Origin of the sequence: Pseudomonas sp. Z3-6, assembly GCF_051131985.1 — a bacterium.
GTDB lineage: Bacteria > Pseudomonadota > Gammaproteobacteria > Pseudomonadales > Pseudomonadaceae > Aquipseudomonas > Aquipseudomonas zanjanensis.
In genome coordinates, this window is the sequence record NZ_CP071644.1 from 4266900 (window position 1) to 4279952 (window position 13053).

General features: G+C 62.3%; 10 protein-coding genes. 4 read left to right on the plus strand and 6 right to left on the minus strand.

Annotated elements, in window-relative coordinates; genetic code table 11:
* Positions 1-14 precede the first annotated feature (14 nt).
* A complete protein-coding gene (locus J3P88_RS18340) occupies positions 15-2075 on the minus strand; it encodes a carbon starvation CstA family protein (protein WP_434570800.1) in 2061 nt (686 codons plus the stop codon).
* Between the two features lie 313 nt (positions 2076-2388).
* Between J3P88_RS18340 and J3P88_RS18345 the strand changes: the two genes are divergently transcribed.
* Both J3P88_RS18345 and J3P88_RS18350 read left to right on the plus strand, forming a co-directional pair.
* The gene (locus tag J3P88_RS18345; RefSeq protein WP_434570802.1) at positions 2389-3750 is read left to right on the plus strand and encodes a cache domain-containing protein; all 1362 of its coding nucleotides are present in this window, start codon (positions 2389-2391) and stop codon (positions 3748-3750) included.
* 29 nt (positions 3751-3779) lie between these two features.
* Positions 3780-4412 (plus strand): response regulator, encoded by a 633-nt coding sequence (locus tag J3P88_RS18350; RefSeq protein WP_186730920.1) that lies wholly within the window; start codon positions 3780-3782, stop codon positions 4410-4412.
* 118 nt (positions 4413-4530) lie between these two features.
* Here the strand turns inward: J3P88_RS18350 and J3P88_RS18355 are convergent, their stop codons facing one another.
* On the minus strand, positions 4531-5397 hold the full coding sequence (locus tag J3P88_RS18355; protein WP_434570804.1) for an SDR family oxidoreductase: 867 nt from the start codon (positions 5395-5397) through the stop codon (positions 4531-4533).
* 47 nt (positions 5398-5444) lie between these two features.
* Positions 5445-6671: an arabinose transporter gene (locus J3P88_RS18360; protein ID WP_434570806.1), complete on the minus strand. Its 1227-nt coding sequence runs from the start codon at positions 6669-6671 to the stop codon at positions 5445-5447.
* A 141-nt stretch (positions 6672-6812) separates the two neighbouring features.
* Between J3P88_RS18360 and J3P88_RS18365 the strand changes: the two genes are divergently transcribed.
* Complete coding sequence (locus J3P88_RS18365) at positions 6813-7439, plus strand: TetR family transcriptional regulator (protein WP_434570808.1); 627 nt, start codon at positions 6813-6815, stop codon at positions 7437-7439.
* Between the two features lie 67 nt (positions 7440-7506).
* The gene (locus J3P88_RS18370) at positions 7507-8298 is read left to right on the plus strand and encodes a transporter substrate-binding domain-containing protein (protein WP_411384576.1); all 792 of its coding nucleotides are present in this window, start codon (positions 7507-7509) and stop codon (positions 8296-8298) included.
* A gap of 1558 nt (positions 8299-9856) precedes the next feature.
* On the opposite strand, the gene J3P88_RS18375 is transcribed toward J3P88_RS18370, so the two are convergent.
* Genes J3P88_RS18375 through J3P88_RS18385 form a run of 3 tightly spaced genes read right to left on the minus strand, consistent with a single transcriptional unit; the run spans position 9857 to position 12765 of the window.
* Positions 9857-10876, minus strand: a complete 1020-nt coding sequence (locus J3P88_RS18375) for a TRAP transporter substrate-binding protein (protein ID WP_434570811.1) — start codon at positions 10874-10876, stop codon at positions 9857-9859.
* A gap of 51 nt (positions 10877-10927) precedes the next feature.
* Positions 10928-12208 (minus strand): TRAP transporter large permease subunit, encoded by a 1281-nt coding sequence (locus tag J3P88_RS18380; protein ID WP_434570813.1) that lies wholly within the window; start codon positions 12206-12208, stop codon positions 10928-10930.
* Complete coding sequence (locus J3P88_RS18385) at positions 12205-12765, minus strand: TRAP transporter small permease (RefSeq protein WP_434570815.1); 561 nt, start codon at positions 12763-12765, stop codon at positions 12205-12207. The genes J3P88_RS18380 and J3P88_RS18385 overlap by 4 nt, the downstream gene beginning before the upstream one ends.
* Positions 12766-13053: the final 288 nt, after the last annotated feature.

Below are 13053 nucleotides of genomic sequence, written 5' to 3' on the forward strand. Positions count from 1 at the left end.
GTTGCAATCCTCTATCAAGCGTCCGGCAGGGCCTGGAATGGTGCTTCTTTGTCCGTGCGTTCTTTCGTGCCCCAGGCGGCGATGCCAACCTTGAGCGCGTAGAACAGGATGCTGAAGACCACGAACAGGAACAACACCGTCAGCGTTGCGTTGGTGTAGGCGTTGAACACCACGTGCTGCATCTGCTCGATGCTCTTGGCCGGGGCCAGGATCTGGCCGGCGGCCAGGGCATCGTTGTATTTGCGCGCCAGGGCCAGGAAGCCGATCGCCGGGTTGGCGTCGAACAGCTTGATCAGGCCCGCGGTGGTGGTGCAGATCAGCAGCCAGCTCGCCGGCAGCAGCGTGACCCAGACGTAGCGCTGGCGCTTCATCTTGATCAGTACCACGGTGGCGAGCATCAGGGCGATCCCGGCCAGCATCTGGTTGGAGATGCCGAACAGCGGCCACAAGGTGTTGATGCCGCCCAGCGGATCGATCACGCCCTGGTACAGCAGATAACCCCACAGCGCCACGCAGCCGGCGGTGGCGATCAGGTTGGCGGTCCACGATTCGGTGCGCTTGAGGGCCGGCACGAACGAGCCAAGCAGGTCCTGCAGCATGAACCGTCCGGCACGGGTGCCGGCGTCCACGGCGGTGAGAATGAACAGCGCTTCGAACAGGATCGCGAAGTGGTACCAGAACGCCATGGTGTTCTCACCCGGCAGCACCGAGTGCAGGATCTGCGCGATCCCGACCGCCAGGGTCGGCGCACCGCCGGCACGGGCCAGGATGGTGGTCTCGCCGATGTCCTTGGCCACCGCTTGCAGCGCATCGGGGGTGATTGCAAAACCCCAGCTGCTAACGGTCTGGGCCACGGCCACCACGTCCGAACCGACGATCGCCGCCGGGCTGTTCATGGCGAAGTACACGCCCGGCTCGATCACCGAAGCGGCCACCATGGCCATGATCGCCACGAAGGACTCCATCAGCATGCCGCCGTAACCGATGTAGCGGGCGTTGGTTTCGTTATCCAGCAGCTTGGGCGTGGTCCCCGAGGAGATCAGCGCATGGAACCCCGAAACCGCGCCGCAGGCGATGGTGATGAACAGGAACGGGAACAGACCGCCCTTCCACACCGGCCCGGTACCGTCGGTGAACTGGGTCAGTGCCGGCATTTTCAGCTCGGGCATGGTCACCAGGATGCCGATCGCCAGGGCGACGATGGTGCCGATCTTGAGGAACGTGGACAGGTAGTCCCGTGGCGCCAGGATCAGCCACACCGGCAGCACCGCCGCGACAAAACCGTAGCCGATCAGCATCCAGGTGATCTGGATCCCGGTGAAGGTGAAGGCCTTGGCCCAGACCGGGTCGGCGGCGATCTGCCCGCCCAGCCAGATCGAACCCAGCAGCAACAGCACGCCGATGATCGAGATCTCGCCGATGCGGCCCGGGCGGATGTAGCGCATGTAGATGCCCATGAACATCGCGATCGGGATGGTCGCCATCACCGTGAAGATGCCCCACGGGCTCTCGGCCAGGGCCTTGACTACGATCAGCGCCAGCACCGCGAGGATGATGATCATGATCAGGAAGCAGCCGAACAGCGCGATGGTGCCAGGAATGCGGCCCATTTCCTCGCGCACCATGTCGCCCAGGGAGCGACCGTTGCGGCGGGTGGACAGGAACAGGACCATGAAGTCCTGCACCGCACCGGCCAGCACCACGCCGGCGATCAGCCAGAGCGTGCCGGGCAAATAGCCCATCTGCGCCGCCAGCACCGGCCCGACCAACGGCCCCGCGCCGGCAATGGCCGCAAAGTGGTGGCCGAAAAGGATGTGTTTGTTGGTCGGGACGTAGTCCAGGCCATCGTTGTTGAGCACGGCAGGCGTGGCCCGGCGCGCGTCGAGTTGCATCACGTTGTTGGCGATGAAGAGGCTGTAGTAGCGGTAGGCGACCAGGTAGATGGCCACGGCGGCGACGACGATCCAGAGGGCGTTGATGGGTTCGCCGCGGCGCAAGGCCACGACACTCAACGCACAGGCTCCCAGAACAGCCACGGCAAACCAGGCGAGGTGTTTAACCAGACGGGTTGTCATTGCATGTCTCCTGCCGATATCCAGTGGATTGCGGCGATTGTTTTTATAGTGTGCCCCGGCTATTCGGAGCCGACCCAATATCCCTGCAACGGGTCAACAAATAAATCCGTAGTACTACGTAGAACCCCAATTCCCCCTGTGGGAGCAAGGCTTGCCCGCGATAGCGTCGATACGGTTTTCCATAAACCGCGGCGCCTGCATCGCGAGCAAGCTTTGCTCCCACATGTCTTGCTCCACAGGTTTGTGCCGGGCAGGCTGGTTTGGCATATGATGCCGCCATTCGCCTCCCCGCCGAGCCCGGACAGGAGTACAGATGCTGCTCAAACACAAAATCGTCGCCCTCGGGATCTTGCCGCTGGTCCTGGCCATCGCGGTCATCTGCGCCCTGGTGATCTCGCTCAACCGCCAATTGGGCGATCAACAGGCGCAACTGATCGAAGACAGCATCCTGGCGAGCAAGCGCGCCGAGTTGAAGAACTATGTCGAGATGGCGCAGAGCCTGATCGCCCCGCTGTATGACGACGGCCAGGGAAACGCGCGCGCGCAACAGCAGGTCCTGGAAGAACTGCGCAAGCTCAGCTTCGGCATCAACGGTTACTTTTTCGTGTATGACCGCCAGGGTCGCAGCCTCATGCATGCCCGCCAGTCGGAATTGGTCGGGCAGTACCTCTGGGACATGAAAGACCCCCACGGCTTGCCGGTGATCCAGGCGCTGATCAGAAGCGCCGAGTCAGGCGATGGTTTCCAGCGCTACGCCTGGAACAAGCCCTCCTCCGGCCAGGTGACCGACAAGTTGGCCTACGTCGTGAGGCTCGACAAATGGGGCTGGACGCTTGGCACGGGGATCTACCTGGAGGATGTCGAACGCGCCACCCAACAAGCCCGTGACGAAGTCGCCCATGGCATCCACACCACCATGCAAGCCATCGCTGCCATCGCATTGGTAGCGGTCCTGCTGGTATTCGCCGGAGGCATGACCCTGAACGTCAGCGAACATCGCCTGGCGGACCAGAAGCTGCAGCGGCTGAACCAGCGCATCGTCAGCCTGCAGGAAGAAGAACGCTCACGGGTTTCTCGCGAGCTGCATGACGGCATCAGCCAATTGCTGGTATCGATCAAGTTCCAGTTCGAACTGGCCAGCCATGTGTTGGAGAACGGTCAGGACAACGGCCTGGGTATCCTGAAGACCGCCACCGACCGGCTAGGCGACGCCATCGGCGAGATCCGTAGCATCTCCCACGACTTGCGCTCCTCCCTGCTCGACACCTTGGGCCTGCCCGCCGCCATCGGCCAGCTCGCCAGCGAATTCCAGCAGCGCAGCGGGCTGGAAGTGTCCTACCGCAGCAACGAATTCGATTGCCGCTTGGAAAATGGCGCCCCCGTCTCGCTGTTTCGCATTGCCCAGGAGGCCCTGACCAATATCGAGCGCCATGCCGGGGCGAAAAGCGTCGGCATCAGCCTATTCGGCTCCAGCCAGTCCCTGCGCCTGACGGTGGTCGATGACGGGATGGGGTTCAACGTCCCGCAAGTGGAACGCGGCCATGCCGGCATCGGCCTGCGTAACATCCGCGAACGGGTCGAGCATTTCGGCGGACGCCTGGAAGTGACGTCGGTGCCAGGCCGCAGCGAACTGGACATCCTGCTGCCCATGAACCTCTCGGTCACGCAAAGCTGATGCCCCCTCTCCAACCAGAGCACTTGCCGATGACCCTGCCTCCCGTGATTCGCGTCGCGCTGGTCGACGACCATTCCTTGGTCCGCGACGGCATCAGGGCCCTGCTCTCGGTGATGCCGCAACTGGACGTGGTAGGCGAAGCCGAGAACGGCGCACAGGCGATCGAAATGGTCGGTCGCTGCCAACCGGACCTGCTGCTGATGGACATCGGCCTCAAGGACAAAAACGGCCTTGAGCTGACCCGATTGCTGGGCAAGCAATACCCCAGCCTCAAGATCCTCATCCTCAGCATGTACGACAATTATGAGTACGTGAGCGAATCCGTACGCGCCGGCGCCAGCGGCTACGTGCTCAAGAACGCGCCATCGCGGGAAATCATCGCGGCCATCGAGGCCATCATCAGCGGCGGCACCTTCTACAGTGCCGAGATCGCCCAGCGACTCGCCACCGACCCGCACAGCGACAACGAGCTGACGCCACGGGAGAGCCAAGTGCTGGCGAAAATGGTCCAGGGCCTGAACAACAAGGAAATGGCCCGTGAACTGGACATCAGCGTACGCACCGTCGAAACCCATCGCCTGAGCATCCGCCGCAAGCTGAACATCGACAAACCCGCGGCCCTGGTGAAATACGCGATCGACCACGGGATCATTTCCCGCTAGAGGCCCGCACAGCACTTGTGGCGAGGGAGCTTGCTCCCGCTCGGTTGCGCAGCGACCGTAAAACATTGGGGTCGCTGCGCAACCCAGCGGGAGCAAGCTCCCTCGCCACAGGTACCCCTTATCCAGCGTAGTAACCAGGCAACTCAAGATCATCCAACAGGCCCGGGCCACTTGGCATCCATCCCAGCAAGGCACGGGTGTATTCGCTGGACACCGCCATGTTCGCCGCTGCCATGTGGGCAAACCAGCCGAAATGCTCGCGCTCCCGGGATTCGACCGGCAACCCCAGGCCACCACCGATCGCCTGGGCAATGGCCTTGAACGGCACGGCCTCGTCGGCGACGGCGTGGTAGACCGACTGCGTCACGCCCTGCTCCAGCGCAAGCCGATAGACCCGGGCGGCGTCCAGCCGGTGCACACCCGACCAACAGTGGCCGCCGTCTCCGAGATAGGCCGAGACGCCCGTCTCCCGGGCCAGGCGAATCAGGAGAGGCACGAATCCGTAGTCGCCGAGGCCATGGACCGAGGGTGCCAGGCGCACGGTCGCGCACCGCACACCACGTTCCACCAGCGCCCGGGCCGCCGTTTCGGACTTACGCGGCGAAGCCGGGCTGGGCACCTCCAGCTCGCTCGCGCCCCGGGTCAAGCCCAGCAGGCCGGACGTCACCAGCAAAGGCCGCTCAGACCCTTGCAGCGCGCTGCCCAATACTTCGATGACATGGCGGTCCTGCTCAGCGTTCTCGGCAAACCGCGAGAAGTCATGATTGAACGCGGTGTGAATCACCGCATCCGCCGCCGAGGCGGCCTGGTGCAGGACGTCGAGGTCTTCCAACGTGCCGCGGACCACCTTCGCGCCGGTCGCGGCCAGCGCAGCGACCTTGTGCTCGGAACGGGCCAGGCCCGTGACCCGATAGCCGGCCCCCCTCAATTCCTGGACCACGGCAGACCCCACCCAGCCCGTGGCACCGGTAACGAATACATGCATGTTTCAAACTCCTGTTAAAACCAATCGAGGGAACACCACTGACGGACTCAAACCGGCTGCCGGCCTTGGCCCTCCGGCAGCAACAGCACCAGCGCCACGACAACGGCCAGCATCACCGCCACGGCCCCACCGAGGTAAACCGCGCCGATGCCCCACGTACCCGCCAACGCCCCGGCCAGCGGACTGCTGAGTCCCAGGGAGATGTCGAGGAAAGCGACATAGGCCCCCATGGCGAGACTGCGGTTCTGCGGCGGCGCACGCTTCACCGCCTCCACCCCGAAGCCCGGGAAAGCCAGGGAATAGCCGAAGCCGGTGAACGCCGCCCCCAAGCAGGCGATTGCCGCCGTGTCTGCCCCCCAGATCAACAACAGCCCAACGGCTTCGATCACCACGCAAACCAGGGCGACACGGGCCCCGCCGATCTTGTCGGGCAGGTGGCCAAAGAGCAGGCGCGCACCGATGAAGGCCAGGCCGAAGGCGGTGAACGCCAGGGAGGCATCGCCCCAAGCCCTGGCCGCGAACAACAGTGCGATAAAAGCCGTGATGACCCCAAAACCAACGCTGCAAAACGCCAACCCCATGCCTGGCACCCACACGGCCCCCATCACCTTGTAGAACGGTGCCCGCCGGGTCGCTGTAGGGGCGACCGCCCGCACACCTGAAACAATCAGCAGCGCCAGCAGCGGGACGAACACCGTGGCGACGGCAATGCCCGTGAACCCCCAACCGCCATTCAGCGCCACGCCGAGCGGAGCGCCCAGGGCATAGGCGCCGTACATGGCGATGCCATTCCAGGCCATGACCTTGCCGGCATGCTGCGCGCCCACCAGGCCCATGCCCCACCCCAGCGCACCGGTGACAATGAGACTTTCCCCGAATGCCAGCAGCACACGTCCGCCCAACAGCAGCCAGACCGACGTCACAGGCGTGGCAACGAACGCCAGGGAAAGCAGATAGACCAACCCGGAAATCGCCGCCGTCACCAGGCCAACCATGACCGCGCGCTTGCCACCGCGCATGTCGGCGAAATTGCCGGCCCAGGCCCGTGACAACAGCGCCGCGGCGAACTGTGCGCCGACCACCAGGCCAATCACCAGCGTGCCCATGCCCAGGGTGTCATGCAGGTGAAGAGGCAACACCGGCAATTGCATGCCCAGGGTCAGAAAACCGATGAACACCGTCAGCGTGAGCGGCAACAGCTTGAGCACCGGATTGGCACCGAGGGATGCCTGGGGCACCGCAGAGGCACCGAGATGAATGTTTTCTTGAGTCATAACCCTACCCACGGAAAGGATGCGATGTGACGTTGAACGCGGCCTGTGGCCCCCACTAGAATGCGATCAATTCGTCGCATTCAAGATACGAATAATCCGTCGCGTTTCCTATTCGCATTCCCTGTCGAGGTTCACGTCCGCATGTCCGATCGCCCAAGCCCGCAGATTTCCTCGCGCAAACAGCCGAAACAGGCACGCTCCACCGAGCTCGTCGCCGCCGTTCTGGAGGCGGCTGTTCAGGTTTTGGCGACCCAGGGTGCGGCACGTTTCACAGTGGCCCGTGTTGCCGAGCGAGCGGGCGTCAGTGTCGGCTCGGTGTATCAATACTTTCCGAACAAAGCGGCGATCCTGTTCCGCCTGCAAAGCGATGAATGGCGGCAAACCAGCGACATGCTGCGCGAGATTCTGGAAGACAACCGCAAGCCGCCCTTCGAGCGCCTGCGCACCCTGGTGCGGGCGTTCATCCAGTCCGAATGCGACGAGGCCCAAATACGCGTCGCCCTCAACGACGCCGCGCCGCTCTACCGCGACGCCCCCGAGCACCAGGCCGCGCGGCTGTCGGTGCAACAGTCGGTGGACGCTTTCATGCTGCAAGCCTTGCCAGACGCCCCGGCACAAACCCGTGCCCTCGCAGGTGACCTGGTGATCACCACGCTGAGCGCCGTGGGCAAGCGTTTTTCATCAGCGCCCCGCTCTCCCGTGGAGGTTGCCGTGTATAGCGACGCCATGGCCGATATGTTCTGCGCCTACCTGGAAAGCCTGCAGTGACAGCCGGCCGGCACTTTTACTACACTCCCCGATCTTGTTTCCCTCCGCTACGAGACGTCCAATCCCTATGAAAACCATAACAAGCTCGATGACGTTCTGTGGCCTGTTGGCGCTCTCCTGCGGCGCCCTGGCCGAGCCGGCTCCCTCGCTGCTGGATCAGGTCCAGCAGCGCGGCGAACTGAAGGTCTGCACCACCGGCGACTACAAGCCCTACACCTTTAAAACCCAAGCTGGCGAATACGAAGGCATCGACATCGACATGGCGCGCTCACTGGCCGCCAGCCTCGGCGTCAAGGTGCAATGGGTGCAGACCACCTGGAAGACCCTGATGCCGGATATGGTTGCAGGCCAATGCGACATCGGTATGGGCGGGATTTCGGTGACGCTGGAGCGCCAGAAAAAGGCCTATTTCAGCTCCACCCTCGACGTGGATGGCAAGATCCCCCTGGTGCGTTGCGAAGACAAGGAGCGTTACCAGACCATCGAGCAGATGAACCAGCCGTCGGTGCGTCTTGTCGAGCCGGCGGGCGGCACCAACGAAGCCTTCGTCCGCGCGTTCCTGCCCAACGGCCAGCTCAGCTTCCACGACAACGTGACCATCTTCCAGCAACTGCTGGACAAGAAAGCCGACGTGATGATCACCGACGCGTCCGAAGCGCTCTACCAGCAAAAACTCAAGCCCGGCCTGTGCGCCGTCAACCCGACTCGCTACCTGCAATATGGCGAGAAGGCCTACCTGCTGCCACGGGATGACAACACCTGGAAAATGTACGTCGACCAATGGCTGCACCTGAGCAAGGCCAATGGTAGCTACCAGAAGGTGATTGGCCAGTGGCTGGCCGTTCCGGCCGCCCAGTAACCGTTCACTGACGAAACAAAAATCCCTGTGGGAGCCGAGCCTGCTCGCGATGGCGTCAGGTCAGCCACATTGATCTTGGCTGACACACCGCTATCGCGAGCAGGCTCGCTCCCACCAGGGATCCACGGCGTATGCAAGTCCTGAGTCCACCCCAAAACAACTGTGGGAGCGGGCTTGCTCGCGAAAGCGGTGGGCCAGCTTGCAGTGATGCTGGATGTCCCGACGCATTCGCGAGCAAGCCCGCTCCCACCGGGATCCACGGCGTATGCAAGTCCTGAGTCCACCCCAAAACAACTGTGGGAGCGGGCTTGCTCGCGAAAGCGGTGGGCCAGCTTGCAGTGATGCTGGATGTCCCGACGCATTCGCGAGCAAGCCCGCTCCCACCGGGATCCACGGCGTATGCAAATCCTGAGTCCGCCCCAAAACAACTGTGGGAGCGGGCTTGCTCGCGAAAGCGGTGGGCCAGCTTGCAGTGATGCTGGATGTCCCGACGCATTCGCGAGCAAGCCCGCTCCCACCGGGATCCACGGCGTATGCAAATCCTGAGTCCGCCCCAAAACAACTGTGGGAGCGGGCTTGCTCGCGAAAGCGGTGGGCCAGCTTGCAGTGATGCTGGATGTCCCGACGCATTCGCGAGCAAGCCCGCTCCCACCGGGATCCACGGCGTATGCAAATCCTGAGTCCGCCCCAAAACAACTGTGGGAGCGGGCTTGCTCGCGAAAGCGGTGGGCCAGCTTGCAGTGATGCTGGATGTCCCGACGCATTCGCGAGCAAGCCCGCTCCCACCGGGATCCACGGCGTATGCAAGTCCTGAGTCCACCCCAAAACAACTGTGGGAGCGGGCTTGCTCGCGAAAGCGGTGGGCCAGCTTGCAGTGATGCTGGATGTCCCGACGCATTCGCGAGCAAGCCCGCTCCCACCGGGATCCACGGCGTATGCAAATCCTGAGTCCGCCCCAAAACAACTGTGGGAGCGGGCTTGCTCGCGAAAGCGGTGGGCCAGCTTGCAGTGATGCTGGATGTCCCGACGCATTCGCGAGCAAGCCCGCTCCCACCGGGATCCACGGCGTATGCAAATCCTGAGTCCGCCCCAAAACAACTGTGGGAGCGGGCTTGCTCGCGAAAGCGGTGGGCCAGCTTGCAGTGATGCTGGATGTCCCGACGCATTCGCGAGCAAGCCCGCTCCCACCGGGATCCACGGCGTATGCAAATCCTGAGTCCGCCCCAAAACAACTGTGGGAGCGGGCTTGCTCGCGAAAGCGGTGGGCCAGCTTGCAGTGATGCTGGATGTCCCGACGCATTCGCGAGCAAGCCCGCTCCCACCGGGATCCACGGCGTATGCAAATCCTGAGTCCGCCCCAAAACAATTGTGGGAGCCGAGCTTGCTCGCGATGGCGTCAGGTCAGCCACATTGATCTTGGCTGACACTCCGCTATCGCGAGCAGGCTCGCTCCCACAGGAAATCTACGGCGTATGCGAGTCCTGAGGCCACTCCAAAACAGTTGCTCCCACAGGGTCGGATCTGTTCAGGCCTGACGCTGGTGTCAGGCCCATTCACCTCATTGCGCCGCCCGCACCTTGGCGATTTCGTCGTACATCGCTTTCACCAGGTCGCCATCCAGGGATTTGGCGAACTTGTCGATCACCGGCTGCACGCGCTCACGCATGCGATCTTTCTCGGCGGGGCTGATTTCATTGACGGTCATCGCAGCGGCCAATGTCGCCTTGGCCTTGTCCATGCTCGCCGCCGTGACTTCACGCTGGATTGTCTGCGCCTCGGCCGCGGCCGCGCGAATCATTGCCTTTTCATCGTCGTTGAGGCGATTCCAGGTTTTCTGGCTGATGATCAACGACTGCGGATTGAAGATGTGCCCGGTGACGGAAAGATACTTCTGCACCTCGTAGAACTTGTTGCCTTCAATCACCGTGAAAGGGTTCTCCTGCCCATCGATGGTGTGCTGCTCAAGGCCGGTGTAGACCTCGGGGAACGCCATCGGCACCGGGTTGGCGCCCAGGGCGGTAAAGGTTTCCAGGTAGATTGGCGATTGGATCACACGCAGTTTCAAGCCTTGCATATCTTCCAGCTTGGTCACCGGGTGCTTGCTGTTGGTCAGGTTGCGAAAACCCAGGTCCCAATAACCCAGCCCTACCAGGCCTTTACTGTCCAGTTGCGCCGCCAGTTTCTGCCCGACCGGTCCATCGATGACCGCATGGGCTTCCTCGACGTTGTTGAACAGGAACGGGAAATCGAGCATGGCGTAATCCGGGGCCTGGGCGGCCAGGATGCCGGAGTTGAGCACGGTGATGTCCAGGGTGCCGCCCTGCAACGCCGACACCGTTTGCACGTCACCGCCCAGCGTACCGCCAGGGAACAGGCGGACCTTGATCTTGCCACCGCTCTTCTCGCTGAGCAGGTCGGCGAACTTCTGCGCGCCCTGGCCCTGGGGGTGTTCCTTGACGTTCTGGAAGGCGAATCGCAGGGTACGTTCGCGAATCTCATCCGCATGGCTGGCCACGTTGCCCAACAGCAAGCCCGTCGCGCACGCCCCGGCCAGCAGGGTTTTCATCAGTTTTCCCATGTCACTCTCCGATCGTTATTGTTTTTAAGGTCGAGCTAGCCAACACCGGGGTCAGCCGGTGAAGAATTTCAACGGCCCCAGGACCAATTGCGGGAACAGGACCAGCAGGAACAGCACCGCAAGTTGCGCAAGCAGGAACGGCCACACGCCGCGAACGATTTCTTCGATATTGAGCTTGGAAACGCCGCTCACCACATTGAGCACAGTACCCACAGGTGGGGTAATCAGGCCGATGGCCGTGTTGATCAGGAACAACACGCCAAAGTAGACCGGGTCGATGCCCGCCTGGGTGATCGCCGGCATAAGCACCGGTGTGAGGATGAGGATGCTTGGCGTCATGTCCATGACCGTACCAACCAGGATGATCATCAACATGATCACCACCAACAGCAGGGTCGGGCTATCCATGAACGGCTCAAGCACCGCCGCCAATTGGCCCGGCAAGTCGGCAATGGTCACCAGCCAGGAAGAAACCATGGCGGCGGCGACCAGCAGCATCACCACCGAGGTGGTCTTGGCCGAAGACAGGATTACCCCATACAACTGGCTGACTTTCATTTCCCGGTAAATCACCAGGGAGACGAATAGCGAATAGACCGCCGCCACCACTGCCGCTTCCGTCGGGGTGAAAATGCCGAATTTAAGGCCGAAAATAATGATGATCGGCAAGCCCATGGCCCAGCTGCCCTCCACCAAGGCCCGCAGGACCTCGGTACGGGACTGCTTGGGTGGCGTCTCGACATTCTCGCTGCGGGAGACGAACCACCAAGCAATGGCGAGCGCCACGCCGAGCATGATTCCCGGCACGATGCCGGCCAGGAACAATTTGGAAATCGATACCCCGGACGCCACGCCAAAGACAATGAAGCCAATGCTCGGCGGAATGATCGGCGCGATAATGCCGCCAGCAGCAATCAAACCCGCCGAGCGTGCCCGATTGTGCCCGGCCAACACCATCATCGGCACCAGCAACGCCGCCAATGCCGCCGCATCGGCCACGGCCGAACCGGACAGCGACGCCAGCAGGCAGGAGGCGATGATCGCCACGTAGCCCAGACCGCCGCGCTTGTGCCCCACCAGTGCCATGGCGATGTTGACGATGCGTTTGGACAGCCCGCCGACGTTCATGATTTCGCCGGCCAGCATGAAGAACGGCACGGCCATCAGCGGGAAGCTGTCCGCGCCGTTGAGCAGGTTCTGGGCAATGATTTGCGCGTCGAACAGGTCCAGGTAAACCATCAACGCCACGCTGACCACCAGCAAGGCAAACGCGATGGGCATGCCCAGGGCCATGCTGCCTATCAGGGACCCGAGAAAGATAACCAGTGTCATGGGTGGGTACTCTTGATGGGGTCAGGGGTGGTGGCGTTATGGGTGATCAGCTCTGCGTCGTTGTCCTTGACCATCACCCACTCGTCATCCCCCAGCTTGCCGAACAGCGCCAGGTAGAGCTCGTAAAGCAGGATCGCTGCGGCACTGGCGCCGAACACCAAGCCGGCACCGTAGAACAGCGACATGGACAATCCTGACGCCGGGGCGACGACATTCAGGTTGATCGCTGCCTGTTGCCAACTGCCACTGAAAATCAGCCAGCAGATGTACAACATCAAAAGGTGACTGATGACCAGGCAAATACGCTTGCCTGCCGCCGGCAAGCGCTTGACCAGGCTGTCCATGCCCAGGTGGGCACGGTCCTTGAGCGCCACCAGGGCACCGAGAAAAATCATCCAGACAAAGAACCAGCGCGACAGCTCCTCCGACACACTGATGCCCGAGTTGAAGGCATAGCGCAGCACCACATTGCCGAACACCAGCACGATCATCGCGACCATGCACACCACGATCAGCAGCTTCAGCAGCTTGAAATACAGATCCACGACTTTTGTCATCTTGAAAACTCCGAGCTTGTCGAGCGCCGACATCCCGCTGGCGCGATAAGACCGCAACAACGTGGGTCGCTAGCGAATCAAACCTGGAAGGCTGGACGGTGCACTTGAAAGATGGATCAAGGAGACGGCGCGGGACGCTCGCAGACGGACTGCCATGGGATGTTCCTCTATTTTTATTATGGTCTCGGCCACGTGGGACAAGACAGGTGCCGCTAAAATGTACCACCCGGTTAGTTTGGTCAATAACCCACGCAGGGATACACCGCAAAGCGTGCGATTATCGACCAG

What these genes read in the sequence shown, in the direction of transcription:
- J3P88_RS18340 (WP_434570800.1), bottom strand. Translation starts at nt 2,075, where the DNA reads ATGACAACCCGTCTGGTTAAACACCTCGCCTGGTTTGCCGTGGCTGTT.
- J3P88_RS18345 (WP_434570802.1), top strand. Translation starts at nt 2,389, where the DNA reads ATGCTGCTCAAACACAAAATCGTCGCCCTCGGGATCTTGCCGCTGGTC.
- J3P88_RS18350 (WP_186730920.1), top strand. Translation starts at nt 3,780, where the DNA reads ATGACCCTGCCTCCCGTGATTCGCGTCGCGCTGGTCGACGACCATTCC.
- J3P88_RS18355 (WP_434570804.1), bottom strand. Translation starts at nt 5,397, where the DNA reads ATGCATGTATTCGTTACCGGTGCCACGGGCTGGGTGGGGTCTGCCGTG.
- J3P88_RS18360 (WP_434570806.1), bottom strand. Translation starts at nt 6,671, where the DNA reads ATGACTCAAGAAAACATTCATCTCGGTGCCTCTGCGGTGCCCCAGGCA.
- J3P88_RS18365 (WP_434570808.1), top strand. Translation starts at nt 6,813, where the DNA reads ATGTCCGATCGCCCAAGCCCGCAGATTTCCTCGCGCAAACAGCCGAAA.
- J3P88_RS18370 (WP_411384576.1), top strand. Translation starts at nt 7,507, where the DNA reads ATGAAAACCATAACAAGCTCGATGACGTTCTGTGGCCTGTTGGCGCTC.
- J3P88_RS18375 (WP_434570811.1), bottom strand. Translation starts at nt 10,876, where the DNA reads ATGGGAAAACTGATGAAAACCCTGCTGGCCGGGGCGTGCGCGACGGGC.
- J3P88_RS18380 (WP_434570813.1), bottom strand. Translation starts at nt 12,208, where the DNA reads ATGACACTGGTTATCTTTCTCGGGTCCCTGATAGGCAGCATGGCCCTG.
- J3P88_RS18385 (WP_434570815.1), bottom strand. Translation starts at nt 12,765, where the DNA reads ATGACAAAAGTCGTGGATCTGTATTTCAAGCTGCTGAAGCTGCTGATC.